This is a genomic window from Cellulomonas sp. (assembly GCF_017744555.1).
Lineage (GTDB): Bacteria > Actinomycetota > Actinomycetes > Actinomycetales > Cellulomonadaceae > Cellulomonas.
The window spans coordinates 115,334-141,132 of record NZ_JAGIBD010000013.1 but is presented as its reverse complement, the minus strand read 5'-3'; the positions used below and the strand labels follow the sequence as shown (position 1 = coordinate 141,132).

23 protein-coding genes are annotated in these 25,799 nt (G+C 72.2%); 14 read left to right on the top strand and 9 right to left on the bottom strand.

The window, feature by feature from the left end:
• The first annotated feature begins 10 nt into the window (after positions 1-10).
• Complete coding sequence (locus tag J7523_RS11000; RefSeq protein WP_291886188.1) at positions 11-1,021, top strand: TerC family protein; 1,011 nt, start codon at positions 11-13, stop codon at positions 1,019-1,021.
• A gap of 24 nt (positions 1,022-1,045) precedes the next feature.
• Here J7523_RS11000 and J7523_RS10995 read toward each other — a convergent pair whose 3' ends face one another.
• Entirely contained in the window at positions 1,046-1,336 is a 291-nt protein-coding gene (locus tag J7523_RS10995) for a YciI family protein (RefSeq protein ID WP_291886186.1), read from the bottom strand.
• A 68-nt stretch (positions 1,337-1,404) separates the two neighbouring features.
• Between J7523_RS10995 and J7523_RS10990 the strand changes: the two genes are divergently transcribed.
• Entirely contained in the window at positions 1,405-2,562 is a 1,158-nt protein-coding gene (locus J7523_RS10990; RefSeq protein WP_291886184.1) for an acyl-CoA dehydrogenase family protein, read from the top strand.
• Positions 2,563-2,564: 2 nt separating this feature from the next.
• Positions 2,565-3,083, top strand: coding sequence for a GNAT family N-acetyltransferase (locus tag J7523_RS10985; protein WP_291886182.1), 519 nt, complete (start codon positions 2,565-2,567; stop codon positions 3,081-3,083).
• A 9-nt stretch (positions 3,084-3,092) separates the two neighbouring features.
• Here the strand turns inward: J7523_RS10985 and J7523_RS10980 are convergent, their stop codons facing one another.
• Positions 3,093-3,788 (bottom strand): MBL fold metallo-hydrolase, encoded by a 696-nt coding sequence (locus J7523_RS10980; protein WP_291886179.1) that lies wholly within the window; start codon positions 3,786-3,788, stop codon positions 3,093-3,095.
• A gap of 138 nt (positions 3,789-3,926) precedes the next feature.
• Here J7523_RS10980 and uvrA point away from each other — a divergent pair, with 138 nt between their 5' ends.
• Both uvrA and J7523_RS10970 read left to right on the top strand, forming a co-directional pair.
• Positions 3,927-6,788 (top strand): excinuclease ABC subunit UvrA, encoded by a 2,862-nt coding sequence (uvrA, locus tag J7523_RS10975; RefSeq protein ID WP_291886177.1) that lies wholly within the window; start codon positions 3,927-3,929, stop codon positions 6,786-6,788.
• Positions 6,785-7,441 carry an acetyltransferase gene (locus tag J7523_RS10970; RefSeq protein WP_291886174.1) on the top strand — a complete coding sequence of 219 codons (657 nt, stop codon included), beginning with the start codon at positions 6,785-6,787 and terminating at the stop codon, positions 7,439-7,441. The genes uvrA and J7523_RS10970 overlap by 4 nt, the downstream gene beginning before the upstream one ends.
• Positions 7,442-7,466: 25 nt before the next feature.
• Here the strand turns inward: J7523_RS10970 and J7523_RS10965 are convergent, their stop codons facing one another.
• On the bottom strand, positions 7,467-7,994 hold the full coding sequence (locus J7523_RS10965; RefSeq protein ID WP_291886171.1) for an OsmC family protein: 528 nt from the start codon (positions 7,992-7,994) through the stop codon (positions 7,467-7,469).
• A gap of 9 nt (positions 7,995-8,003) precedes the next feature.
• Positions 8,004-8,774: a hypothetical protein gene (locus tag J7523_RS10960; RefSeq protein ID WP_291886168.1), complete on the bottom strand. Its 771-nt coding sequence runs from the start codon at positions 8,772-8,774 to the stop codon at positions 8,004-8,006.
• Between the two features lie 139 nt (positions 8,775-8,913).
• Here J7523_RS10960 and uvrC point away from each other — a divergent pair, with 139 nt between their 5' ends.
• The 9 genes from uvrC to J7523_RS10915 all read left to right on the top strand — a co-directional run bounded on the left by uvrC (position 8,914) and on the right by J7523_RS10915 (position 18,157).
• Entirely contained in the window at positions 8,914-11,025 is a 2,112-nt protein-coding gene (uvrC, locus tag J7523_RS10955; RefSeq protein WP_291886165.1) for an excinuclease ABC subunit UvrC, read from the top strand.
• Complete coding sequence (gene rapZ, locus J7523_RS10950) at positions 11,022-11,966, top strand: RNase adapter RapZ (protein ID WP_291886162.1); 945 nt, start codon at positions 11,022-11,024, stop codon at positions 11,964-11,966. Before uvrC ends, rapZ begins: the two co-directional genes overlap by 4 nt.
• Positions 11,963-12,967, top strand: a complete 1,005-nt coding sequence (yvcK, locus tag J7523_RS10945; RefSeq protein ID WP_291886158.1) for a uridine diphosphate-N-acetylglucosamine-binding protein YvcK — start codon at positions 11,963-11,965, stop codon at positions 12,965-12,967. Before rapZ ends, yvcK begins: the two co-directional genes overlap by 4 nt.
• Positions 12,968-13,016: 49 nt before the next feature.
• Positions 13,017-13,997, top strand: a complete 981-nt coding sequence (gene whiA / locus J7523_RS10940; protein ID WP_291886155.1) for a DNA-binding protein WhiA — start codon at positions 13,017-13,019, stop codon at positions 13,995-13,997.
• Positions 13,998-14,211: 214 nt separating this feature from the next.
• A complete protein-coding gene (gap, locus tag J7523_RS10935; protein WP_291886152.1) occupies positions 14,212-15,216 on the top strand; it encodes a type I glyceraldehyde-3-phosphate dehydrogenase in 1,005 nt (334 codons plus the stop codon).
• Between the two features lie 165 nt (positions 15,217-15,381).
• Entirely contained in the window at positions 15,382-16,581 is a 1,200-nt protein-coding gene (locus tag J7523_RS10930) for a phosphoglycerate kinase (protein WP_291886148.1), read from the top strand.
• 2 nt (positions 16,582-16,583) lie between these two features.
• On the top strand, positions 16,584-17,378 hold the full coding sequence (gene tpiA / locus J7523_RS10925; protein ID WP_291886145.1) for a triose-phosphate isomerase: 795 nt from the start codon (positions 16,584-16,586) through the stop codon (positions 17,376-17,378).
• 172 nt (positions 17,379-17,550) lie between these two features.
• Positions 17,551-17,796 (top strand): preprotein translocase subunit SecG, encoded by a 246-nt coding sequence (secG, locus tag J7523_RS10920; RefSeq protein WP_291886144.1) that lies wholly within the window; start codon positions 17,551-17,553, stop codon positions 17,794-17,796.
• Between the two features lie 13 nt (positions 17,797-17,809).
• The gene (locus tag J7523_RS10915) at positions 17,810-18,157 is read left to right on the top strand and encodes an RNA polymerase-binding protein RbpA (RefSeq protein WP_203758380.1); all 348 of its coding nucleotides are present in this window, start codon (positions 17,810-17,812) and stop codon (positions 18,155-18,157) included.
• Positions 18,158-18,227: 70 nt separating this feature from the next.
• Here the strand turns inward: J7523_RS10915 and pgl are convergent, their stop codons facing one another.
• The 5 genes from pgl to tkt all read right to left on the bottom strand — a co-directional run bounded on the left by pgl (position 18,228) and on the right by tkt (position 25,467).
• A complete protein-coding gene (pgl, locus tag J7523_RS20615; RefSeq protein WP_363266843.1) occupies positions 18,228-19,655 on the bottom strand; it encodes a 6-phosphogluconolactonase in 1,428 nt (475 codons plus the stop codon).
• Positions 19,652-20,569, bottom strand: a complete 918-nt coding sequence (locus J7523_RS10900) for a glucose-6-phosphate dehydrogenase assembly protein OpcA (protein WP_291886138.1) — start codon at positions 20,567-20,569, stop codon at positions 19,652-19,654. Before J7523_RS10900 ends, pgl begins: the two co-directional genes overlap by 4 nt.
• On the bottom strand, positions 20,566-22,104 hold the full coding sequence (gene zwf / locus J7523_RS10895) for a glucose-6-phosphate dehydrogenase (protein ID WP_291886135.1): 1,539 nt from the start codon (positions 22,102-22,104) through the stop codon (positions 20,566-20,568). The genes J7523_RS10900 and zwf overlap by 4 nt, the downstream gene beginning before the upstream one ends.
• On the bottom strand, positions 22,101-23,237 hold the full coding sequence (tal, locus tag J7523_RS10890; protein WP_291886132.1) for a transaldolase: 1,137 nt from the start codon (positions 23,235-23,237) through the stop codon (positions 22,101-22,103). Before tal ends, zwf begins: the two co-directional genes overlap by 4 nt.
• Positions 23,238-23,298: 61 nt before the next feature.
• On the bottom strand, positions 23,299-25,467 hold the full coding sequence (tkt, locus tag J7523_RS10885) for a transketolase (protein WP_291886128.1): 2,169 nt from the start codon (positions 25,465-25,467) through the stop codon (positions 23,299-23,301).
• Positions 25,468-25,799 lie beyond the last annotated feature (332 nt).

Here is a 25,799-nt window from a genome sequence, read left to right as displayed (position 1 = left end):
GGACCACCCGGTGCACATCGACCCCCTCGTCTGGCTGATCTCGCTCGGCGTCGCCGGCGCGATCCTCGTCGTGGACGTCGCCGTCGTCGGCCGCCGCCCGCACGTCCCGTCGACCGCGGAGTGCGTGCGGTACCTCGCGCTCTACGTCGGGCTGGCGGTGCTGTTCGGGCTCGGCGTGTGGGCCACGTCGGGCGGGCAGTACGCGGGCGAGTTCTTCGCCGGGTGGCTGACCGAGTACTCGCTGTCGGTCGACAACCTGTTCGTGTTCCTGCTGATCATGGGCCGGTTCGCGGTGCCGCGCGCCTACCAGCAGACCGCGCTGCTCGTCGGGATCATCCTGGCGCTCGTGTTCCGCGGCATCTTCATCGGCCTCGGCGCCGCGGCGATCTCGGCGTTCAGCTGGGTGTTCTACCTGTTCGGCGCGTTCCTCGTCTGGACCGCGTGGAAGGTCTCCCGCGAGGGCGAGTCGGACGACGACGAGTTCCACCCGCCGCTCCTGCTGCGCCTGGTGCAGCGCACGTTCCCGGCGACGAACGAGTACCACGGCGTCCGGCTCACGGTCGTGCAGGGCGGCAAGCGGCTGATCACGCCGATGCTCATCGTGCTCGTCGCGCTCGGTGCCACGGACCTGCTGTTCGCGTTCGACTCGATCCCGGCGATCTTCGGCCTGACGAGCGAGCCGTACCTCGTGCTCATGGCGAACCTGTTCGCGCTGATGGGCCTGCGCCAGCTCTACTTCCTGCTCGGCGACCTGCTCAAGAAGCTCGTCTACCTCAACATCGGGCTCGGTGTGCTGCTCGGGTTCATCGGCGTCAAGCTCCTGCTGCACGCGCTGCACGAGAACGAGGTGCCGTTCGTCAACGGCGGCGAGCCCGTCGCGTGGGCGCCCGAGATCCCGATCTGGGCGTCGCTGCTCGTCATCGTCCTCACGCTCGGTGTGACGGCGTGGGCGAGCATCGCGAAGACGCGTCGGGACGAGCGCGCCGCGATCGCGGCCGGGGCTGACGCGCCGCAGGGCTGACGACCGGCGGCCGGCGGCCGAACGTCACGCGGGCGTGCTCCACGGCCCGATCACGATGTCCCATGGCCGCACGTCGGTGTCGCGGACGAGGCCTTCGCGCGTGAACGGGTCCGCGGCGATGACGGCGTCGAGCGCGTCGCGGTCGGCCGTGCGGAAGACGAGCAGGGCACCGGGCTCGCCGTCGGTGAACGGTCCCGAGCCGAGCACGACCCCCTGGTCGGCGAGGTCACCGAGGTAGGCGCGGTGCTCGGGGCGCACGGCGTCGCGCACGTCGGTGCGCTCGTCGTAGGTGTAGCGGACGGCGTAGGTGGGCATGACGGCATCCTGCCGGATCCCAGGCGAGCGGGACGTGACCGTTCCACGGGCGGTGGCAGAGTGGCGTCATGCCGAGGACGCTGCGCACCCTGCTGACCGACGACCTGCTGACCCGCATCCACGACCGCGCGGCGGGGCACGACCGCGACAACACGTTCCCGCACGACGACCTCGCGGAGCTCGTCGCCGCCGGCTACCTGAAGGCGTTCGTGCCCGAGCGTCTGGGCGGTGCCGGGCTCACGGTCGAGGAGGTCGCGCGCGAGCAGGCGCGACTGGGCGCCGCGGCGCCGGCGACGGCCCTCGCGGTCAACATGCACCTCGTCGTGACGGGGCTGGCCGCGCTCCTCGTCGCGCGCGGCGACGACTCGGTCGAGTTCGTGCTCCGCGACGCGGCCGCGGGCGAGGTGTTCGCGTTCGGGAACTCCGAGGCGGGCAACGACCTCGTGATGTTCGGCTCCCGCACGCGCGCGGAGCCCGACGGCGAGGGCGGCTACCGGTACTTCGGCACCAAGATCTTCACGTCGCTGTCCCCGGTCTGGACCCGTCTGGCGACGTTCGGCCTCGACGACTCCGACCCCGACGACCCCCGTCTGGTGCACGGTGTCGTGGGCCGCGACGGCGTCCGCACGCGCGACGACTGGGACACGCTCGGGATGCGCGCGACGCAGTCCGCGACGACCGAGCTCGACGGCGCGCACGCGCCCGCGGGACAGGTCTACCGCTCGCTGCCGCCGGGTCCGAGCGCGGACCCGTTCATCTTCGCGCTGTTCGCGGTGTTCGAGGTGCTGCTCGCCGCCGTCTACACGGGGGTCGGTCGTCGGGCGCTCGAGCTGGGTGCTGCGGCCGCCCGGCGCCGGACCTCGATGAAGTACGACGGCCGGTCGTACGCGCAGGACCCGGACATCCGCTGGCGGGTCGCCGACGCCGCCCTCGCGCAGGACGGCGCCGAGCTGCAGGTGTTCGCGCTCGCCCGCGACGTCGACGAGCAGGTCGACCACGGGACGCGCTGGTTCGCCCAGCTCGTCGGGCTCAAGGTCCGGGCGACCGAGAGCGCGCGGACGGTCGTGGACCTGGCGCTGCGGGTGTCGGGCGGCGGCTCGTACTTCACGGGCAACGAGCTCGGCCGGCTGTACCGGGACGTGCTCGCGGGGATCTTCCACCCGTCCGACGACGAGTCGGCGCACTCGACCGTCGCGACGTCCGTGCTCGGTCCCGTCGAGGAGTGACGGTGCTGGTCCCGGACGGGCTCTCCGTCACGACGACCACGGGTGAGGTGGCCCTCCTGCGCCCGGTCGCGGAGGACGACTGGCGGCTCGACCAGGAGCTCTCGCGCGTCCCCGACGTGACCCGGTGGACGTACTACCCGCCCGACGTCGCGGAGGAGGAGGCACGCCGACGGGTGGCCCGCAACCTGGAGATCCGAGCGGCCGGGCGGGGCGGCCGGTACATCATCGTCGCGGGCGACAGCGCCGTCGGCACCATCGGCGTCGGGACGCGGGGCTCGGGCCCGTTCCTCTTCTACGCCCTGCTCCCGGTCGCCCGGGGACGCGGCCTGGCGATCGCGGCGGTGAGCGGTCTCGCCGGATGGCTGCTCGCGCACGGGGAACCGTTCGTGGCGGCGTCGACCATGGTCGGGAACACAGCATCGGAGCGGGTGCTCACGCGGGCGGGCTTCGAGCCCGGCGAGCTCGACGTCGAGCCCGACGGCGTCACGGTGCGGCGTTGGCGCCTCGGCGCGCCCCCGTGAGGCGTGGCGTCACCAGCCTCGTGCGTGCCACTCGGCCAGGTGCGGGCGCTCCGCCCCCAGCGTCGTGTCGGCGCCGTGTCCGGGGTACACCCACGTCGCGTCGCCGAACCGGTCGAACAGCCGCGTGGTGACGTCCTCGAACAGCTGCGCGAACAGGCTCTCGTCGCCATGGGTGTGGCCGACGCCGCCGGGGAACAGCGAGTCCCCGGTGAACAGGTGGGCGCGCCCGGGGGACTCGGCGTGGGCGGGCTCGCGGTACACCAGCGCGACGGACCCCGGGGTGTGGCCCGCGAGCGCGATGACCTCGAGCGTGAGGTGCCCGACGGCGAGCGTGTCGCCGTGGTGCAGCCGCCGGTCGACGGCGACACCGGACGACGCGGCGATCGCGTCCGCGTCGGGGGCGCCGGCCGAGACGTCGGCGCCCGTGACGGCGACGACGGACGCGAGCGCGCGATGGTGGTCGGCGTGCCGGTGCGTGACGACGACGTCGTCCAGGCGTGCGGCGTCCGACCCCTCCCGGACCAGGTCGAGGAGCCTCTCGGGGTCGTCGGCGGGGTCGACGAGCAGCTGCGCGCCCTCGCGCCGGCAGGTCAGCAGGTACGCGTTGTTGGCCATCGGCCCGACTGCGACCTTGCGGATCTCGACCTCGTCGAGCACGCGCAGCTGCGTCGGGCCGCCGACCACCACGTCGCCCGTGTAGCCCATGTGACCATCCTCTCGACGCGGACGGTGCCGCCGAAACCCCAGGATGGCCTGCGGAGACGGTCACGGCACCCGGTCGATCATGGTCGCTCCCGTCGAACACGTGTGCGACTGTCAGTGGTGCGACGTAGACTTCCGGCCGTGAATGAACGTCTGGTGGTGCAGGGCGCCCGCGAGCACAACCTCCGCAACGTCGACCTCGACCTCCCGCGCGACAAGCTCATCGTGTTCACCGGGCTCTCGGGCTCGGGCAAGTCGTCGTTGGCGTTCGACACGATCTTCGCCGAGGGCCAGCGCCGGTACGTCGAGTCGCTCTCGGCCTACGCACGGCAGTTCCTCGGGCAGATGGACAAGCCTGACGTCGACTTCATCGAAGGCCTGTCGCCGGCGGTCTCGATCGACCAGAAGTCGACCAACCGCAACCCGCGGTCCACGGTCGGCACGATCACCGAGGTCTACGACTACCTCCGTCTGCTCTTCGCGCGCGCGGGCACGCAGTACTGCCCCGAGTGCGGCGAGCGCGTCACCGCGCAGACGCCTCAGCAGATCGTCGACCGGCTGCTCGAGCTCCCCGAGGGCACGCGATACCAGGTGCTCGCGCCGGTCGTCCGTGGGCGCAAGGGCGAGTACGCGGACCTGTTCAAGGAGCTGCAGGCCAAGGGCTTCGCGCGGGCGCGGGTGGACGGCGAGGTCGTCCAGCTGACCGAGCCGCCGACGCTCGAGAAGAAGCTCAAGCACGACATCGAGGTGGTCGTGGACCGCCTGGTGTCCCGCGAGGGAGTCCAGCGCCGCCTCACCGACTCGGTCGAGACGGCGCTCGGTCTGGCGGGCGGCATCCTCGTCGTCGAGCTCGTGGACGCGGACATCGACGACCTGTCGCGCGAGCGGCGGTTCTCGGAGCACCGCGCCTGCCCGAACGACCACGTGCTCGCGCTCGACGAGATCGAGCCGCGGACGTTCTCGTTCAACGCGCCGTACGGCGCGTGCCCGGAGTGCACCGGCATCGGGTCGCGACTCGAGGTCGACCCCGACCTCGTGGTGCCGGACGAGGACCTGTCGCTCGACGAGGGCGCGGTCGCGCCGTGGGCGCAGATCTCGAGCGAGTACTTCGCGCGGGTGCTCAGCGCGCTCGCACAGGACATGGGCTTCTCGACGAGCGTCCCGTGGCGGGCGCTCCCGCAGCGCGCCAAGGACGCGGTCATGTACGGCCAGAACCACGAGGTGAAGGTCCGCTACAAGAACCGCTGGGGTCGCGAGCGGCAGTACTCGACGGGGTTCGAGGGCGTCGTGACGTTCCTCGAGCGCCGGCACACCGAGACGGAGTCGGACTGGAGCAAGGAGAAGTACGAGGCCTTCATGCGCGAGGTCCCGTGCCCGGTCTGCCGTGGTGCCCGCCTCAAGCCCGAGGTCCTGGCCGTCAAGATCGGCGACAGGTCGATCGCCGACGTCTGCGAGCTGCCGATCCGCGAGGCGCGCGCATTCCTCGACGGCCTCGTGCTCGGTGAGCGCGAGCGCGCGATCGCGGCGCAGGTGCTCAAGGAGATCCAGGCGCGGCTCGGCTTCCTTCTCGACGTCGGCCTCGACTACCTGTCGCTCACGCGCCCGGCCGCGACCCTCTCGGGCGGCGAGGCCCAGCGCATCCGGCTCGCGACGCAGATCGGGTCGGGCCTGGTGGGCGTGCTGTACGTGCTCGACGAGCCGTCGATCGGGCTGCACCAGCGTGACAACCGGCGCCTCATCGACACCCTGACCCGGCTGCGCGACCTGGGCAACACGCTCATCGTGGTCGAGCACGACGAGGACACGATCCGCACGGCCGACTGGATCGTCGACATCGGTCCCGGCGCGGGTGAGCACGGCGGTCGCGTGGTGCACTCGGGCGACCTCGACGGGTTGCTCAGCTCCGCCGAGTCCGTCACGGGGGCGTACCTGTCCGGGCGCCGGGCGATCCCGATGCCGCCCGAGCGCCGCAAGGTCGACAAGAAGCGTCAGCTCACGGTCGTGGGCGCGCGCGAGCACAACCTGCAGGGGATCGACGTGTCGTTCCCGCTCGGAACCCTCACGGCGGTCACGGGTGTCTCGGGCTCGGGCAAGTCGACGCTCGTCAACTCGATCCTCTACACGGTCCTCGCGAACGAGCTCAACGGCGCCCGGCAGGTCGCCGGCCGGCACAAGCGCGTGACCGGTCTGGAGCACCTCGACAAGGTCGTGCACGTGGACCAGGGGCCGATCGGCCGCACGCCGCGCTCCAACCCCGCGACGTACACGGGCGTGTGGGACCACGTGCGCCGGCTGTTCGCCGAGACCACCGAGGCGAAGGTCCGTGGGTACACGCCCGGGCGGTTCTCGTTCAACGTCAAGGGCGGGCGCTGCGAGGCCTGCTCGGGCGACGGCACGCTCAAGATCGAGATGAACTTCCTGCCCGACGTGTACGTGCCGTGCGAGGTCTGCCACGGCGCCCGCTACAACCGCGAGACCCTCGAGGTGCACTTCAAGGGCAAGACGGTCGCGGACGTCCTCGCGATGCCGATCGAGGAGGCCGCCGAGTTCTTCGCGGCGGTCCCGGCGATCTCGCGGCACCTGCGGACGCTCGTCGACGTGGGTCTCGGGTACGTCCGGCTGGGTCAGCCGGCGCCGACGCTGTCCGGCGGTGAGGCGCAGCGCGTCAAGCTCGCGGCCGAGCTGCAGCGCCGGTCGACGGGTCGCACGATCTACGTGCTCGACGAGCCGACCACAGGTCTGCACTTCGAGGACATCCGCAAGCTGCTCGGCGTGCTGCAGTCGCTCGTCGACAAGGGCAACTCGGTCATCGTCATCGAGCACAACCTCGACGTCATCAAGAACGCCGACTGGGTCGTCGACATGGGCCCCGAGGGTGGCAACGGCGGTGGGCTCGTCATCGCCGAGGGAACCCCCGAGCACGTCGCGACGGTGCCCGCGAGCCACACCGGCCGGTTCCTGGCGGAGGTCCTCGAGCCGGTCGCCGAACGGGTCCCTGCGTGAGCGCAGGCGGTCACGACGCCGGTCCGGCCGGCGCTGCCGCGGGCGACGACCGGTTCGGTGACGACCTGCGGGTGCTGCGCGAGGACGACGAGCGCGTCGCCCCGCTCCTGGCCGAGGGGTGGACCGTCGAGTCGGAGTCGTGGGGAGCGCGGCTGCAGCTCACCGACGACGCGCACCTCGCCCGTCTTGCGGCCCGCGTCGATCAGGTGCGTGCGCAAGGCTGGCGCGTCGAGCGGCTGGCCCCGGAGCAGTCGGGGTCGATCGTCGCGCTCGACGCGCTCTGCGCCGTCGACTACCCGTCGACCCCCGCGACCGCGCACGACGTGCCGGACGCCGCCGAGCTCGAGAGCGCGCTGGCGATGTCGGGATGGTGGGCGTACGGCGCGGTCGGCCCGCTGGGCGACCTCGACGCGGTGACCGTCCTGTACCCGGCGGACGCCCGGGTCGACACGTTGTTCACGGTGACGCGCAGGGCCGTGCGCGGCCGGGGCCTGGCCACCGCGGTGAAGGCCGCGGCGGTCGTGGACCTCGCGGCGCAGGGGCACCGCATGTTCGGGACCGGCGGAGCCGCGGTCAACGTCGCGTCGTTGCGCGCGAACGAGGCGCTCGGCTACGTCCTCGAGCCGCGCTGGCTGAGCCTGCGCAAGCCCTGACCACCTGACGTCCTGACGCCCTGCGTCAGCCGGAGCCGAGGACGCCCGCCGCCACCCGCCCGGTCCGGACGGGCACGGGCTCGTGCCGCACGGGGAAGTTCACCGACCGCGAGATGAAGCAGTGCTCGTGCGCCCGGTGGTGCACGTCGGACAGCACGCCGTCGGTCACGGGCGAGCCGTCGGGCAGGTGCACACCGGCCGCGACCGTGACCTGCGGCCTGAGCACCACCTCGGTGAACTGCCCGTGCCCCGCTGCTTCGACACGCATGGTGCCCGTCGCGTGGTCCTCGTACCCGACGACGACGATCCCCGACACCGTCGCGAGGTGCAGGAACCAGAGCATGTGGCACTGCGCCAGCGAGCTGACGAGCAGCTCCTCGGGGTTGTACCGCATAGGGTCGCCGCGGAACGACGGGTCGGACGAGCCGAGCAGGGGGGGCTTGGCGCCGAGCCGTACCTCGTGGTCGCGCGAGTAGGCGGTGTAGCTGGTGGTGCCGTGCGAGCCGGCGCCGGTCCAGGTGAGGTCGGCGGAGTAGGTGTGCAGGGGGCCCATGCAGTCAACCTAGCCGCGCGGACCACGCGGCGCGGAGGATCTGTCGACGGGTCCGCGCGGGTGCGGCTGGTGGTGCGCGCCGACGACGCCGACGACGCCGAGAGCGAGAACCTCGAGCCCGATGCCGACGCCCTCGAGCGCCATGAACCGAGCGGGCAGCGACCGCCCGGCCACCTGGGCGAGGTTCCCGACGCCGAACAGCCACGTGGCAGCGCCCGGCACGCGCCGGCGGAGGGCGGCGACGAGCACGAGGACGAACACGCCCGCGAAGAGCAGGGACGGTCCGACGCCGAACAGCCATGTCTCGACGCCCGGGGTCGCGAGGATCGGGGCGTACACGTCGTGCATCGCTTCCCGTGTCGACGCGTGGGTGCCGACGTAGAGGTCGATGGCGGCCTGGCCGGCGAACCCCGCGGCGCCCACGAGCGCGGCGGTGCGCGCCGCCACCACGGCGAGCCGCGCAGACCGGGCCGGCCGCCCGCCGCAGGCGATTCGGGCGAGCACGAGCGCCCCGACGGCGTAGGCGGTGCTCGCGCCGAGGAACGCGACGTGCGCCGCGGTCCAACCCCAGCCCGGTCCACGGCTGCCGTCGACCCGCATGAGGACCCACGCGACGAGCCACAGGGTCGGGGCGGCCACGAGCACACCCAGGGTGGCGGGCGTGACGCCGACCACGGCGGACGTGGCGGCGACGCCGTGTCGCGCGACGGCCGGCATGCTCACCGCGGTCGGACGAGCGGCGGCCCTGACGGCCGGTGCAGCGGTCCTCGTGCTGGTCATGGCACCGACGCTAGGAGCCGGGGGTGCGCCGACGGCACCCGGCAGCCCCACCGCGCGTGCGGGGGACAGCCCCCGGGAGCGGCCTGGGTCGATGGCGCAGACGACCGGGACGTCGGTGGTCCGAACTAGGCTCGAACGCATGGCCGACCCCGCGACGTACCGACCCGCACCGGGCGAGATCCCGGACTCGCCGGGCGTCTACCGCTTCCGTGACGAGCACGGGCGGGTCATCTACGTCGGCAAGGCCAAGAGCCTGCGCCAGCGCCTGAGCAGCTACTTCCAGGACCTGTCGGGACTGCACCCGCGGACGCAGCAGATGGTCACGACGGCGGCGTCCGTGCAGTGGACGGTGGTCGGCACCGAGGTCGAGGCGCTCGCGCTCGAGTACTCCTGGATCAAGGAGTTCGACCCCCGGTTCAACGTGAAGTACCGCGACGACAAGTCGTACCCGTACCTGGCCGTGACGATGGCCGACGAGTTCCCGCGCGTCCAGGTGATGCGCGGCGCGAAGCGCAAGGGCACCCGGTACTTCGGGCCGTACGCGCACGCCTGGGCGATCCGCGAGACCGTCGACCTGCTGCTGCGGGTGTTCCCGGTGCGGACGTGCTCGGCGGGCGTGTTCAAGCGCGCGCACCAGCAGGGCCGCCCGTGCCTGCTCGGCTACATCGACAAGTGCTCGGCGCCGTGCGTCGGCCGGATCACGCCGGACGACCACCACCAGCTCGCGCAGGACTTCTGCGACTTCATGGCGGGAGACACGGCGAAGTTCACGCGCCGCCTCACCCAGCGCATGAAGGACGCGGCGGCGGAGCTCGACTACGAGCAGGCGGCGCGCCTGCGGGACGACATCGCGACGCTCGAGCGGGCGACCGAGCGCAACGCCGTGGTGCTCGCGGACGGCACGGACGCGGACATCTTCGCGCTCGCCGGCGACGAGCTCGAGGCGGCCGTGCAGGTGTTCCACGTCCGGGACGGACGGATCCGCGGCCAGCGCGGCTGGGTCGTCGAGAAGGTCGAGGACATCGACGACGCGACGCTCGTCGAGCACCTCCTGCAGCAGGTGTACGGCGCCGAGGAGGAGAACGCCGCCGTCCCTCGCGAGGTCCTGGTGCCGACGCTGCCTCCGGACGTCGACCAGGTGCAGGCGTGGCTCGGCGGTCTGCGCGGCAGCCGCGTGCAGGTCCGCGTGCCGCAGCGGGGCGACAAGCGCGAGCTCGCAGCGACCGTGCACCGCAACGCCGAGCACGCGCTGGTCCTGCACCGGACGCGGCGCGCGGGCGATCTCACGACCCGCAGCCAGGCCCTGCGCGAGATCCAGGAGGCGTTGGACCTGACCACCGCGCCGTTGCGCATCGAGTGCTACGACGTGTCCCACAACCAAGGCACCTACCAGTCGGCATCGATGGTCGTGTTCGAGGACGGCATGGCCCGCAAGAGCGAGTACCGGCTGTTCACGGTGCGGGGACCGGAGGGCCAGGGTGCGCGCGACGACACCGCGGCGATGCACGAGGTCATCACGCGCCGGTTCCGGCGGTACCTCGCCGAGCGTTCGGACTCGCGCGACGTCGAGCTGGGCCTGGGCGACGACGACGAGGACCCGCGCCGCTCGGGACCGGTCGACGAGGCGACGGGCAAGCCGGTGAGGTTCGCCTACCCGCCGAACCTCGTGGTGGTCGACGGCGGCCCGCCGCAGGTCGCCGCGGCGGCGGCGGCGCTCGCGGAGCTCGGGATCGACGACGTCGCGCTGTGCGGCCTGGCGAAGCGGCTCGAGGAAGTGTGGCTGCCGGGCGACCCGTACCCCGTGATCCTGCAGCGCAGCTCGGAGGGGCTCTACCTCCTGCAGCGCCTGCGCGACGAGGCGCACCGGTTCGCGATCACGGCGCACCGTCGTCGGCGCAGCAAGGGCATGACCGCGAGCGTGCTCGACGACGTGCCCGGGCTCGGTCCGGCCCGGCGCGCAGCGCTGCTGCGGCACTTCGGCTCGGTCAAGCGCCTGCGCGCAGCCTCGGCGGAGGAGATCGCGACCGTCCAGGGCATGGGCGAGCGCACAGCCCAGGCGGTCGTCGCGGCCTTGGCGGCGTCGGCGGCGGGGGGACCGGCCGCCCCGAACGGCCCGGACGAGGACCAGGTCGCGCCGGGCGGCTCGCCGGACGTGCGCGGCGACGGTCCCGACGACACGGCGACGGATCCGTCCCTCGGACGCCGTGCGGTCGCGGACGAGCCCGACCCGGCTGGCATGCTGGGCCCATGACCGACGACCGCTCGCCGATCACCGTCCCGTCCGGGATCCCCGCGCTCGACGCCGCCGGTGTCTCGCCCGTGCGGCGCGACCCGCAGGTGCTCGTCATCACCGGGATGTCCGGCGCGGGCCGCACCCGTGCCGCCGCCGTGCTGGAGGACCTCGACTGGTACGTGGTCGACAACCTGCCGGCGCAGATGCTCACGCACCTCGTCGGCATGCTCACGAGCGGGTCGGCGGGTGCCCGCGCCCAGCGCCTCGCGGCGGTGATCGACGTTCGCGGCCGCGAGTTCTTCCCGGCGCTGCAAGAGGTCCTCGACGGTCTCCGCGCGGCCGGCGTCGAGTACCGGATCCTGTTCCTCGACGCGTCGGACGAGGTGCTCGTGCGCCGGTTCGAGCAGGTCAGGCGCCCGCACCCGCTGCAGGGCGAGGGGCGCGTGCTCGACGGCATCGAGGCCGAGCGTGCGGTGCTCTCGGACCTGCGCGAGCGCGCGGACACCGTCATCGACACGTCGGACCTCAACGTGCACGACCTTGCCCGCGAGGTCCGCATGGTCGTCGCCGGCACGGCCGAGGACGTCCTGCGGGTCACGGTCCTGTCGTTCGGCTTCAAGTACGGCCTGCCGCTCGACGCCGACCACGTGGTCGACGTCCGGTTCCTGTCCAACCCGTACTGGGTCACCGAGCTGCGGCACCTGACGGGGCGTGACGCGCCGGTGCGCGACTACGTGCTCGGTCTGCCGGGTGCGACGACCTTCGTCGAACGGTACGTCGACGCCCTCGAACCGGCCCTGGCCGGTTATCTGCACGAGGAGAAGCGTTACGTGACGATCGCCGTCGGCTGCACGGGCGGGAAGCACCGGTCGGTCGCGATCAGCGACGCCATCGCCGCCCGGCTGCGCGAGCGCGGGCACCACGTGTCGGTCGCCGCCCGCGACCTCGGCAAGGAATGAGCAGCCCGGCAGCCCGGCGCACGGATCGGGGCCTCGGGCCGGCCGTCGTTGCCCTCGGGGGCGGGCACGGCCTGTCCGCGACGCTGTCGTCGCTGCGGCTCATGACCGACCGCATCACCGCGGTCGTCACGGTCGCGGACGACGGCGGCTCGTCGGGGCGCCTGCGCGACGAGCTCGGCGTGCTGCCCCCCGGCGACCTGCGCATGGCCCTGGCGGCGCTGTGCGACGACTCCGACTGGGGCCGCACGTGGCGCGACGTGCTGCAGCACCGGTTCGCCTCGACGGGCGACCTGGACCAGCACGCAGTCGGCAACCTGCTCATCGTGGCGCTGTGGGAGCTGCTCGGTGACACGGTCGAAGGGCTCGACTGGGTGGGCCGGCTGCTCGGCGCCCGCGGGCGGGTGCTCCCGATGACGGCGGTGCCGCTGCGCATCGAGGCGGACGTGCGGCGGCCGGACGGCACGACCGTCGTCGTCGGCGGGCAGAGCGCGGTCGCCACCACGGCGGGCTCGATCGTCCAGGTCCGCCTCGACCCGCCCGAGCCTCCCGCGTGCGCGGAGGCCGTCGCCGCGATCGACGCGGCGGACTGGATCGTGCTCGGTCCGGGCTCCTGGTACACGTCCGTCATGCCGCACCTGCTGGTCCCTGGCCTGCGTGACGCCCTGCTGCGGACCCCGGCGCGCACGGTCCTCACGCTGAACCTCTCCCCGGAGGAGGACGGCGAGACGGCCGGCATGCGCGCCCACCAGTACCTCGAGGTGCTGCACGACCACGCCCCCGAGCTCCGCATCGATGCCGTGGTCGCGGACCCCGCGACCGTCGACGACCTCGAGAGCCTGTCCGACCGCAGCGCCATGGTCGGCGCCCGTCTGCTGCTGCGGCAGGTCAGACGCGGTGACGGGACGCCGCGGCACGACCCGTTGCGCCTGGCCGCGGCCTACCGCGACGTGCACGACGGGTTCCTCGGCGACGTCGGCACGCGCGCAGACGGACGAGGGTGAGCCGCGAGACCCGGTCCCGGACACGTGTCCCGGATGGCAGGATGACGCCATGGCATTGACGGCACAGGTCAAGGACGAGCTGGCTCGTCTGAAGGTGGACAAGACGTCCTGCCGCAAGGCCGAGGTCTCCGCGACGCTCAGGTTCGCGGGCGGGTTGCACATCATCTCGGGGCGGATCGTCATCGAGGCCGAGCTCGACACGGGCATCGCCGCGCGTCGGCTCCGGCAGGCGATCGCCGAGGTCTACGGGCACGAGAGCGACATCATCGTGGTGTCCGGCGGTGGTCTGCGCCGGGGGAGCCGGTACGTCGTACGGGTCGTGAAGGACGGCGAGTCGCTCGCGCGTCAGACGGGCCTGCTCGACAACCGCGGGCGCCCGGTGCGCGGTCTGCCCCCGCAGGTGGTCTCGGCAGGCGTCGGCGAGGCGGAGGCGGCGTGGCGTGGCGCGTTCCTCGCGCACGGGTCGCTCACCGAGCCGGGACGCTCGTCGGCGCTCGAGGTGACGTGCCCCGGTCCGGAGGCGGCGCTCGCGCTCGTCGGGGCGGCTCGGCGGCTCGGTGTCTCGGCGAAGGCGCGCGAGGTGCGGGGCATCGACCGGGTGGTCATCCGGGACGGCGACGCGATCTCCGCGATGCTGGCCCGGCTCGGCGCGCACGAGACGATGCTCGTCTGGGAGGAGCGCCGCGTGCGGCGCGAGGTGCGCGGCACCGCCAACCGTCTGGCGAACTTCGACGACGCCAACCTGCGCCGCTCCGCCCGTGCGGCGGTCGCCGCGGGGGCGCGCGTCGAGCGGGCCTTCGAGATCCTCGGCGACGACCTACCGGAGCACCTGCGCGAAGCGGGGGAGCTGCGGCTCGCGCACAAGGAGGCGTCGCTCGAGGAGCTCGGCAAGCTCGCCGAACCCGCGCTCACCAAGGACGCCGTCGCCGGGCGCATCCGCCGGCTCCTGGCGACCGCCGACAAGCGCGCCCAGGAGCTGGGGATCCCCGACACGGAGGCCGGTCTGAGCCCGGAGCTCCTCGACCTCTGAGGAGGGGCATCCCACCAGACGGGACGCAGGTCGCGCCAGGACCTCCGTCACTCGTCCTACGCGGTAGCGGGTATAGGCTCATGTCATCCGACCGTCACACGACCGTCACGTGCTGGGCACGAACGGGAATGGCGCCGGTCGAACGCACATCGGCGTGCGTGTCCCCACCACCAATTGTGTGCGCCGACCCCGTCGGCGCTGCCGAGGAGGGCAAGTGACCATCAAGGTCGGCATCAACGGCTTCGGCCGCATCGGCCGGAACTTCTACCGGGCCATCATCGCGTCGGGCGCGGACATCGAGATCGTCGGTGTCAACGACCTCACGGACAACAAGACGCTGGCTCACCTGCTCAAGTACGACACGGTCCTCGGCCGGTTCCCGCTGAGCGTCGAGTTCGACGACGAGAACATCATCGTCGACGGCAAGAAGATCCGTGCGCTCGAGGAGCGCGACCCGGCCAACCTCCCGTGGGCCGAGCTGGGCGCGGACATCGTCATCGAGTCGACCGGTTTCTTCACGGACGCCCTCAAGGCCAAGGCGCACCTCGACGCCGGCGCCAAGAAGGTCATCATCTCGGCGCCCGCCAAGAACGAGGACGGGACGTTCGTCGTCGGCGTGAACCACACCGACTACGACGCGGCGACGCAGCACATCATCTCGAACGCGTCCTGCACGACGAACTGCCTCGCCCCGGTCGCGAAGGCCCTCAACGACGCCATCGGCATCGAGCGCGGCCTCATGACGACGATCCACGCCTACACGGGTGACCAGAACCTGCAGGACGGCCCGCACCGCGACCTCCGCCGTGCCCGTGCCGCCGCGCAGAACATCGTCCCGACGTCGACCGGTGCGGCCAAGGCCGTCGCCCTCGTGCTCCCCGAGCTCAAGGGCAAGCTCGACGGCTTCGCGCTCCGCGTGCCGACGATCACCGGCTCGGCCACGGACCTGACGTTCACCGCGTCGCGCGAGGTCACGGTCGACGAGGTCAACGCCGCGGTCAAGGCCGCCGCCGAGGGCCCGCTGAAGGGTGTTCTCGAGTACGTCGAGGACGAGATCGTCTCGAGCGACATCGTGACGAACCCGCACCAGAGCATCTTCGACTCGAAGCTCACCAAGGTGATCGGCGACCAGGTCAAGATCATCGCCTGGTACGACAACGAGTGGGGCTACTCGAACAGCCTCGTCGCGCTCACGCAGTACGTGGGCGACCGTCTCTGACGAGTCCCGCGTAGCACACGTCATGCGTCCGCGTGCGCCCCGGCCACCGGCCCGGCGCACGCGGACGCTGTCGTGTCAGCACCCTTTCCGGACCGTCGCCGCGACCACCGAGAACGGCACCGTCGCCGCGACGCCCACCCGGACCGTCCACCCAGGCAGGAGATCATGAAGACCATCGAGGACCTCGGCGACCTGCGCGGCAAGCGCGTGCTCGTCCGCTCCGACTTCAACGTGCCGCTCGACGGCACGACCATCACGGACGACGGCCGCGTGCGGGCCGCGCTGCCGACGCTGCAGGCGCTGCTGTCCGCGGGTGCCCGCGTCGTCGTCACGGCGCACCTCGGCCGCCCGAAGGGTGCGCCCGAGGACAAGTACTCGCTCGCGCCCGTCGCGGCGCGCCTGTCCGAGCTGCTGGGCCAGCCCGTGGCGCTCGCGCAGGACGTCGTCGGCGACTCCGCCAAGGAGACCGTCGCGGCGCTGCAGGACGGCCAGATCGCGCTGCTCGAGAACATCCGGTTCGACCCGCGCGAGACGTCCAAGGTCGACGAGGAGCGTGCCGAGCTCGCCGGTGAGCTCGCCCAGCTGGCCGACGTGTACGTGTCGGACGGCTTCGGTGTCGTGCACCGCAAGCAGGCGTCCGTCTACGACGTCGCGCTCGTGCTCCCGCACGCGGTCGGCAAGCTCGTCCTCAAGGAGGTCGACTCGCTGCGCAAGGCGACCGAGGACCCCGCGCGCCCGTACGTCGTGGTGCTCGGCGGCTCGAAGGTCTCCGACAAGCTCGGCGTCATCTCGAACCTCCTGACGAAGGCGGACCGCCTGGTCATCGGCGGCGGCATGCTCTTCACGTTCCTCGCGGCGAAGGGCTACTCGGTCGGCAACTCGCTGCTCGAGGCAGACCAGCTCGACACCGTCAAGGGCTACCTCGCGCAGGCCGAGAAGGACGGCGTGGAGATCGTCCTGCCGGTCGACATCCGCGTGGGCGACACGTTCGCCGCGGACACCCCGGTCGCCGTGGTCGCGGCCGACGCGATCCCCGACGGCAAGATCGGCCTCGACATCGGTCCGGAGTCCGAGAAGCTCTTCGCGTCCAAGATCGTCGACGCCAAGACGGTCGTCTGGAACGGCCCCGCCGGTGTGTTCGAGTTCGAGGCGTTCGCGGGTGGCACCCGTGCGGTCGCCCAGGCCCTGGTCGACGCAGGCGCCAACGGCGGCTTCACGATCGTGGGCGGCGGCGACTCCGCGGCGGCCGTGCGCATCCTCGGCTTCGACGAGGCCGGGTTCGGGCACATCTCGACCGGCGGCGGCGCGAGCCTCGAGTTCCTCGAGGGCAAGACCCTTCCCGGCATCGCAGTTCTGGAGGACTGAGCGTGACGACGCGTACCCCGCTGATGGCGGGCAACTGGAAGATGAACCTGGACCACCACCAGGCGACGCACACAGTGCAGAAGCTCGCGTGGGCGCTGCGCGACGGCAAGCACGACTTCTCGGCCGTCGAGGTCGCGGTCCTGCCGCCGTTCACCGACCTGCGCAGCGTGCAGACCCTCGTGGACGCCGACAAGCTCGAGCTCAAGTACGGTGCGCAGGACCTGTCCGCGCACAAGGCGGGCGCGTACACGGGTGAGATCTCGCCCGTGTTCCTGGCGAAGCTCGGCGTCTCGTACGTGACCGTCGGTCACTCGGAGCGTCGCGAGTACCACAACGAGTCGGACGCGCTCGTCAACGCGAAGCTCCGCAACGCGCTCGAGGAGGGCATCAGCCCGATCCTGTGCATCGGCGAGGACCTCGACACGCGCCGCGCGGCGGCCCACGTGCAGCACACGCTGCTCCAGCTCGAGGGTGGCCTGGCCGAAGTCACGGCCGAGCAGGTCCGTGACGTCGTCATCGCCTACGAGCCCGTGTGGGCGATCGGCACGGGCGAGACGGCGACGCCGGAGGACGCCCAGGAGATGTCCGAGGCCATCCGTGCCCGGCTCGCCGAGCTGTACGACGAGGACACGGCGCAGGCCGTGCGCGTGCTGTACGGCGGTTCGGTGAAGTCGTCGAACGTCGCGTCGATCATGGCGAAGCCCGACGTCGACGGTGCGCTGGTCGGTGGCGCGAGCCTCGACCCCGAGGAGTTCGCGAAGATCGCGCGCTACCAGGCGCACGCCGTCGGTCTCTGACCCGGTCTTCGACCGGACGGGCCCCGGGGACGCCGGGGCCCGTCCGTCTGCCGGTCGAGCGGTGGGCGGTGGTGGATCGAACCGCCACTCGTCGCCTACCCTGTACCGCGGTCATCCGCAGCGTCGCAGCCAACCGGCCGCGACGTGCCCGTCCAGTGAGGAACGACACGACGTGAACGCCCTGCGCATCACCCTTCAGGTGCTGCTGGTCCTGACCAGCCTCCTGCTCGTCCCGCTCGTGCTGCTGCACAAGGGCAAGGGAGGCGGTCTGTCGGACATGTTCGGCGGTGGCATCACGAGCAGCGCCGGTTCGTCGGGCGTCGCGGAGCGCAACCTCAACCGCATCACGGTCGGCGTGGCTCTGGCCTGGACGGCCATCATCATCCTGCTCGGGCTTCTCGAGCGCGTGTCGGACTGAGAGGGGCCGGTCGATGGCGAGCGGAAGTGCGATCAGGGGGTCGCGAGTCGGAGCCGGTCCCATGGGCGAGGCGGAGCGCGGCGACGCGGCTCCTCGCGTCTGGATCTCGTACTGGTGCGCGAACGGCCACGAGACGCGGCCGAGCTTCGCGGAGGAGGCCGCCGACGAGGCGCCCCTGACGTGGGACTGCCCGCGGTGCGGGTTCCCGGCCGGTCAGGACCAGGAGAACCCGCCGTCGCCGTCCAAGAACGAGCCGTACAAGACGCACCTGGCCTACGTGAAGGAGCGCCGGTCCGACGAGGACGGTGCCGCGATCCTCGACGAGGCGCTCGCCGCGCTCCGGGCCCGCCGCGGAGGCTGAGCACGCAGCAGGTCATGACGAAGGCCCTGTCACCGGGAGCACCGGTGTCAGGGCCTTCGTCGTGCGTGGGTCAGTCCTTGACGCGCAGGAGCGCGAAGCCGTCGTACCCCTTCGACCCGACGGTCTGGACGACGGTCGCCTCGACACTCGGGAGATCGACGAGGCGCTCGGCGAACCGGCGGACGCCCTGGACACGGTCGTCGGGGTGCTGCGGCTCGATGACGGCCCCGCCGCGCACGACGTTGTCCACCACGACGAGCGCCCCCGGACGGACCAGCGGGAGCACCTGGTCGAGGTACCGGGCGAGCGACTGCTTGTCGGCGTCGACGAACACGAGGTCGAACGGCTCCACACCCTCGGCCGCGAGCCGGTCGAGGGTCTCGGCGGCCGGCCCGACGACGACGTCGACCAGCTGAGCGACTCCCGCGGCCGCGAGGGACGTGCGGGCGACCTCGGCGTGCGCCGCGTCGATCTCGAGCGACACGAGCCGTCCGTCGTCCGGGAGCGCCCGCGCGAGCCACAGCGTGCTGTAGCCGCCGAGCGTGCCGAGCTCCAGGACGCGCCGGGCGCCGATCGAACGGGCGAGGATCTGGAGCAGCGCACCTTGGTTCGGGGTGACGGCGATGTCGGGCAGGCCGTGCTGCGCGGCGTTGTGCCGGACCGTGACGAGTGCGTCGTCCTCCTGCGCGAGCGGGGAGAAGTACTCGTCGACCGCTGACCACAGCGCCTGGCCTGCCGGGGGAGCCGCGGCGACCTCCTGCGCGGCGGCCACGTCGACGAGCCAGACGGTGCGCTCGAGGCCGAGGGCTCCTGCCGCGGGGACGTCGTGCACGTCGCCGTCGGAGAGCGCCGCCGCGACGGCGCCGGCCTTCTCGGCACCCGCAGCGACGACCCAGACCTCACGCGCGGCGTGGAGTGCCTCGAAGGTCAGCGAGACGCGCTCCGGCGGAGGCTTGGGGGAGCCGTGCACCCCGACCGTCGTCGCGCCCACCACGTCGAGCGCCTCATGCCCCGGGAACAGGGACGCGACGTGCCCGTCGGGTCCCATGCCGAGCAGCAGCACGTCGAACGCGGGGACGTGCGCGCCGTGGGACGACCAGCGCGCGAGCTCGGCGGCGCAGGCCGTCGCGGACGCCTCAGGCGTCGGGACGTCGTCGCTGAGCGCCGGCATCGGGTGCACGTTGCGGGCGGGCAGTGCGTCGCCCAGCGCGTCGATGAGGGCCGTGCGCGCCTGCGTCTCGTTGCGGTCGGGGTGGCCGTCGGGGACGAACCGCTCGTCGCCCCACCACAGGTGCACGCCTGACCAGTCGACGGCGTGGCGCACCGGGCTGGCGGCGACGGCGGCGAGGGTCGCGATGCCGACGGTCCCGCCGGTCAGCACGACGTGGACGGGGCGGCGGTGCGACTGCACGTCGACCAGGCGGGTGAGCAGCCGTGCGGCGACCGCCTCCGCGAGCACCGTCGCGTCCGGGTGGACGACGACGTCGCGCGCGGTCACGCGTCGATCCTCGCGAGGCCCTTCTGCAGCACCTCGCCGTACACGTCGTCCGCGTCCAGGCGGCGCAGCTCCTCCGCGAGGCACTCGCGCAGCTGCCGGATCGGCAGGGCGATCCGGTGCTCGGGCTGGTTCGGCTGCCGCAGCGCGGCGGTCTTGCCGTCCGGGCGGTCGAGGACGATGTCGCCCGACGCACGCTCGAGCCGCACCTGCGTGATCGCGGGCGCGTCCTTGAGCCGCTCGACGTCGACCGGGCAGCGCAGCGACTGGGCCAGCCACGCGGCCATGAGGTCCACCGACGGGTGCGTCGACTCACCGACCACGACGGCCCGCCGGACGGGCTCGTACGGCGGCTGGTCGAGCGTCGCGGCGATGAGCCCGCGCCACAGCGTCGCTCGGGTCCACGCCAGGTCCGTGTCGCCGTCCACGTACACGTCGGACAGCTTGCGCAGCTCGGCCGGGGGCTTCGCGACCTGGGACGTGTCGGTGATGCGGCGCTGCGCCATCGCACCGAGGGGGTGCTCGGACGGGTTGGACGGCACGTCGAACGGCCACCACGTGACGATCGGCGCGTCGGGCAGCAGCAGGGGCATGACGAGCGTGTCCAGGTGGTCGTCGAGCTCGCCGGAGGGTCGCAGCACGATCACCTCGCTCGCACCCGCGTCGCCGCCGAGCCGGATCTGCGCGTCGAGCGTCGCGGACCGCTGCTTGGTGTCCTTCGAGATGACGATGACCCGGCAGGGGTGCTCGCGGCTCGCGTCGTTGGCGGCCGCGATGGCCTCCTCGGGGTCGTGCGCACCCGCGTCGATGAGCAGGTTGAGCACCCGGCCGAGCGCGATGGCGCCGCCCTCGTCCCGCTCCTGGACCAGCCGCTTGTTGATGTCGCGCGTCGTCGTCTCGGGCAGGTTGATGATCACGGCCGCCTCCACGAGCGCCCGTCGCGCTCCATCATCTTGTCCGCGGACGCCGGGCCCCACGTGCCCGACCGGTACTCGTCAGGCTTGCCCTTCGACGCCCAGTACTCGGTGATCGGGTCGAGGATCTTCCACGAGAGCTCGACCTCTTCGTGCCGCGGGAACAGCGGCGGGTCGCCCAGCAGGACGTCGAGGATCAGCCGCTCGTACGCCTCGGGCGACGACTCCGTGAACGCGTGGCCGTAGCCGAAGTCCATCGTGACGTCGCGGACCTCCATCGCGGTGCCGGGCACCTTGGCACCGAATCGCAGGGTCACACCCTCGTCGGGCTGCACGCGGATGACGAGCGCGTTCTTGCCGAGCTCCTCGGTCGCGGTCGACTCGAACGGCAGGTGCGGTGCCTTCTTGAACACGACCGCGATCTCGGTGACGCGCCGGCCGAGCCGCTTGCCTGTACGCAGGTAGAACGGCACGCCCGCCCAGCGACGGGTGTCGATGTCGAGGCGGATCGCCGCGAAGGTCTCCGTCGTGGAGTGCGGGTTGAACCCCTCCTCCTCGAGGTAGCCGACGACGTTCTCGCCGCCCTGCCACCCGGCCGTGTACTGGCCGCGCGCGGTGTGCTTGCCCAGGTCGCGGGGGAGCCGGACCGCCGAGAGCGCCTTGATCTTCTCGGCGCGCAGGCCCTCGGCCTCGAACGAGACGGGCTCCTCCATCGCCGTGAGGGCGAGGAGCTGCAGCAGGTGGTTCTGGATCACGTCGCGTGCCGCGCCGATGCCGTCGTAGTAACCGGCCCGGCCGCCGATGCCGATGTCCTCGGCCATCGTGATCTGCACGTGGTCGACGTAGTTGGAGTTCCAGATCGGTTCGAACAGCTGGTTCGCGAACCGCAGCGCCAGCAGGTTCTGGACCGTCTCCTTGCCGAGGTAGTGGTCGATTCGGAAGATGTCGTCCGGCCGGAACACCGAGGAGACGATGTCGTTGAGCTCCTGCGCGCTCTTCAGGTCGTGACCGAACGGCTTCTCGATGACGACCCGTCGCCACGTGCCGTCGGACGGCTGGGAGAGGCCGGACCGTGCGAGCTGCTTGCACACCACCGGGAACGAGCTCGGCGGGATCGAGAGGTAGAACGCGTGGTTGCCGCCCGTGCCGCGGGAGACGTCGAGCTCCTCGACGGTCTCCCGGAGGCGGTCGAACGCGTCGTCGTCGTCGAACGTGCCCTGCACGAACCGGATGCCTTCGGACAGCTGGCGCCAGGTCGCCTCCCGGAACGGGGTCCGGGCGTGCTCCTTGACCGAGTCGTGCACGATCTCCGCGAAGTCCTGCGTGGCCCAGTCCCGGCGGGCGAAGCCCGTGAGCGCGAAACCCGGGGGGAGCAGGCCGCGGTTCGTGAGGTCGTACACGGCGGGCATGAGCTTCTTGCGTGCGAGGTCGCCGGTGACCCCGAAGATCACCAGGCCGGACGGCCCGGCGATACGGGGGAGCCGGCGGTCGCGGGGGTCGCGGAGCGGGTTGTGCCCCTCGGCGACCTTGGCGCTCACCTGGCCTCCTCTGCGGACGCACCGGCGGTGCGCAGGCCCTCGGTCACGGTGTCGAGGAGCTGGCCCCAGCTCGTCGTGAACTTCTCCACGCCCTCGTCCTCCAGCTGCTGCGTGACCTGATCGATGTCGATGCCGACCGCGCGCAGGCGCGCGATGGTCGCGGCGGCCTCGTCCTGACGGCCGGTGACCGTGTCGGCCCCGTCCCCGCCGTGGTCGATGACTGCCTTGAGCGTGGCCTCCGGCATCGTGTTCACGACGCCGGCCACGACGAGCTCGTCGACGTACAGCGTGTCCGGGTAGGCCTTGTCCTTGACGCCCGTGGACGCCCACAGCGGCCGCTGCGGGTGCGCGCCGGCATCCGCGAGTGCCTTCCAGCGGTCGCTCGCGACGACCTCCTGATAGACGCCGTACGCGAGCCGCGCGTTCGCGATGGCCGCCTTGCCGCGCAGCTCGGCCGCCTCGGGGGTCCCGATCTCGTCGAGCTGCGGGTCGATCGCCGTGTCCACGCGGGACACGAAGAACGACGCGACGGACGCGATCGGCGCGAGGTCGTGACCGTTCGCCTTCGCCTGCTCCATGCCCGCGAGGAACGCGTCCAGCACGGCTCGGTAGCGCTCGAGGGAGAAGATCAGCGTGACGTTCACGCTGATGCCCTCCGCGAGCACGGCCGTGATCGCGGGGAGCCCCTCGAGGGTCGCCGGGATCTTGATGAAGACGTTCGGCCGGTCGACCGTCGACCACAGCGCCTTCGCGGACGCGACCGTGCCGTCGGTGTCCTTCGCCAGGCGGGGGTCGACCTCGATCGACACGCGCCCGTCCACGCCGTCCGTGCGGTCGTACACGGGACGCAGCACGTCCGCGCCGGCACGCACGTCGTCCGTGGTGATCGCGAACACGGCGTCGTCGAGGGACGCGCCCGACGCCGCCAGCTCACGGAGCTGGGCGTCGTACGCGTCCCCCTTCGACAGCGCGCTCGCGAAGATGGTCGGGTTGGTCGTGACCCCCACCACGCCGGAGCTGTCGACGAGCTCGCCGAGGTTGCCGGTGCGCAGGCGCTCCCGCGAGAGGTCGTCGAGCCAGATCGACACTCCCGCGTCGACGAGCCGGTCCAGAGGGGTGCTGCTCGGTGCCATGGTCGTTCCCCACTTCCTTCCCGCAGTCGGCCCCGCGGGTGCGGCGGGGCCACATACCGGCTCAGGCCGGCAGGTCCCCGGTGCCGCTCTGGGTCGGGGCCGCCTGCGAGGCCGACGGGGCGGCGTCGCCGTTGGCGGCGGCGATCGACTCGTGCGCCGCGGCCACGACGGCCTCGGCGGTGATGCCGAACTCCCGGTAGAGCGTCTCGGCGTCCGCCGAGGCACCGAAGTGCTCGAGCGAGACGGAGCGACCGGCGTCGCCCACGATCTTGTGCCACGACAGGGCGATGCCCGCCTCGACCGAGACCCGGGCGCGCACGGCGCGGGGGAGGACCGACTCGCGGTAGGCCTCGTCCTGCTCCGCGAACCACTCGAGCGACGGCGCGGACACCACGCGGGTCGGGATGCCGGCGGCCTCGAGGGTCTCGCGGGCGGCGACCGCGAGCTGCACCTCGGAACCCGTGCCGATGAGGATCACCTCGGGCGTACCCGTCGACGCCTCGAGCAGCACGTAGGCGCCGCGCTTGAGCCCCTCGGCCGAGGCGAAGCCGTCCACACCGCGGGGGAACGTCGGGACGTTCTGCCGGGTGAGGATGAGGCCCACGGGGCCGTCGGTGTGCTCGAGGATCGCCTTCCACGCCTGGGCGGTCTCGTTCGCGTCCGCGGGACGCAGGACCGTGAGGCCCGGGATCGCCCGCAGCGCGGTGAGGTGCTCGACCGGCTGGTGGGTCGGGCCGTCCTCGCCGAGACCGATCGAGTCGTGCGTCCACACGTACACCGCCGGCACCCCCATCAGGGACGCGAGACGGACCGAGCCGCGCATGTAGTCGGCGAACTGCAGGAACGTGCCGCCGTACGGGCGGGTCAGGCCGTGCAGCGTGATGCCGGACAGGATCGCGCCCATGCCGTGCTCGCGGATGCCGAAGTGCAGCGTGCGACCGAACTCGTCGCCCGCGAACTCGTGCGTCGAGCGCTTCGCCGGGATGAAGGACGAGGCGCCCTTCATCGTCGTGTTGTTCGAGCCGGCCAGGTCGGCCGAGCCGCCCCACAGCTCCGGCAGCTCCGGGCCGATGGCCGACAGCACCTCGCCGGACGCGGCACGCGTCGCGATGGACTTGCCGGCGGGGAACACCGGCAGCGAGTCCTCCCAGCCCTCGGGCAGGCGGCGCTCGGTGAGCCGGTCCAGCAGCTCGGCGTTCTCGGGGTTGGCGGCGCGCCACGCGTCGAACGACTTCTGCCACACCGCACGGTCCTCGGCGGCACGGTCCGCGAGCGACCGGGTGTGCGCGAGGACCTCGGGGTCGACCTCGAACGTCTGCTCCGGGTCGAAGCCCAGGATCTCCTTGAGGCCGCGGATCGCCTCGCTGCCGAGCTTCGAGCCGTGCGAGGAGTGGTCGTTCGTCTTGGTGGGCGTCGGCCACGCGATGAGCGTGCGGATGCCGATGAAGGACGGCTTGTCGGTGACGGCCTTCGCGGCCTCGATCGCCGCGGCCAGCGCGTCGACGTCCTCGCGGTACTCGCCGCCGGCGGTCCAGTCGACGAACTGCACGTGCCAGCCGTACGCCTCGTAGCGGGCCAGCACGTCCTCGGTGAACGCGATCTCGGTGTCGCCCTCGATCGAGATGCGGTTGTCGTCCCAGAGCACGATGAGGTTGCCGAGCTCCTGCGTGCCGGCGACCGACGAGGCCTCGCTCGTGACACCCTCCTGGAGGTCGCCGTCCGAGCAGATCACGTACGTGTAGTGGTCGAACGGGCTCGTGCCGGGGGCTGCGTCGGGGTCGAGCAGGCCGCGCTCACGGCGCTGCGCCATGGCGAAACCGACCGCCGAGGCCAGGCCCTGGCCGAGCGGGCCGGTCGTGATCTCGACACCGGTCGTGTGGCGGTACTCGGGGTGGCCGGGGGTCTTGGAGCCCCATGTGCGCAGCGCCTGCAGGTCCTCGATCTCCAGGCCGAACCCGGCCAGGTAGAGCTGGATGTACTGCGTCAGGCAGGAGTGGCCGGCCGACAGGACGAACCGGTCACGGCCGAGCCAGTGCGGGTCCTTCGGGTCGTGGCGCAGCACGTTCTGGTAGAGCAGGTACGCGGCGGGGGCCAGGCTGATCGCCGTCCCCGGATGCCCGTTGCCGACCTTCTCGACGGCGTCGGCCGCGAGGACACGCACCGTGTCGACCGCACGCAGGTCGAGGTCGGTCCATCCGACTGTCTGAGCCAGGGGGGCCTTCGCGTTCACAGCACCTCATTCCCACCCGTGCCACCGGCCGGGCGTCGTGTCAGACGTGATCGGGCACCCTCGACGGGGCGCCGGGCCGGACGTGCGCCGTGCCCTCGCTGTCGGGGAGCGGGGAACGGTCGACGGTCCGTGCCCGTCGAGCCTATATCGCACTGGGGGAAGGGCGACGGGACTGACCACGGGTCGCGACGAGCGACCGAACTCACACGCCACCTGACCGGCTGGACAGGCGCTGCGGCCCTGCGAGCATCACGGCAGGCCGTAGCATGGCAGCGCGACAGTCATCCCCGCCGCAGAACGAACGGAACCGCAGCGCGTGCGCCTCAGCAGCC

Bases quoted from the DNA above. Each gene is read 5' to 3' on its own strand.
- J7523_RS10995 (WP_291886186.1), bottom strand. From the start codon at position 1,336: ATGCCCACCTACGCCGTCCGCTACACCTACGACGAGCGCACCGACGTG.
- J7523_RS10990 (WP_291886184.1), top strand. From the start codon at position 1,405: ATGCCGAGGACGCTGCGCACCCTGCTGACCGACGACCTGCTGACCCGC.
- J7523_RS10980 (WP_291886179.1), bottom strand. From the start codon at position 3,788: ATGGGCTACACGGGCGACGTGGTGGTCGGCGGCCCGACGCAGCTGCGC.
- J7523_RS10965 (WP_291886171.1), bottom strand. From the start codon at position 7,994: ATGGGCCCCCTGCACACCTACTCCGCCGACCTCACCTGGACCGGCGCC.
- J7523_RS10960 (WP_291886168.1), bottom strand. From the start codon at position 8,774: ATGACCAGCACGAGGACCGCTGCACCGGCCGTCAGGGCCGCCGCTCGT.
- uvrC (WP_291886165.1), top strand. From the start codon at position 8,914: ATGGCCGACCCCGCGACGTACCGACCCGCACCGGGCGAGATCCCGGAC.
- rapZ (WP_291886162.1), top strand. From the start codon at position 11,022: ATGACCGACGACCGCTCGCCGATCACCGTCCCGTCCGGGATCCCCGCG.
- yvcK (WP_291886158.1), top strand. From the start codon at position 11,963: ATGAGCAGCCCGGCAGCCCGGCGCACGGATCGGGGCCTCGGGCCGGCC.
- whiA (WP_291886155.1), top strand. From the start codon at position 13,017: ATGGCATTGACGGCACAGGTCAAGGACGAGCTGGCTCGTCTGAAGGTG.
- J7523_RS10930 (WP_291886148.1), top strand. From the start codon at position 15,382: ATGAAGACCATCGAGGACCTCGGCGACCTGCGCGGCAAGCGCGTGCTC.
- J7523_RS10915 (WP_203758380.1), top strand. From the start codon at position 17,810: ATGGCGAGCGGAAGTGCGATCAGGGGGTCGCGAGTCGGAGCCGGTCCC.
- tal (WP_291886132.1), bottom strand. From the start codon at position 23,237: ATGGCACCGAGCAGCACCCCTCTGGACCGGCTCGTCGACGCGGGAGTG.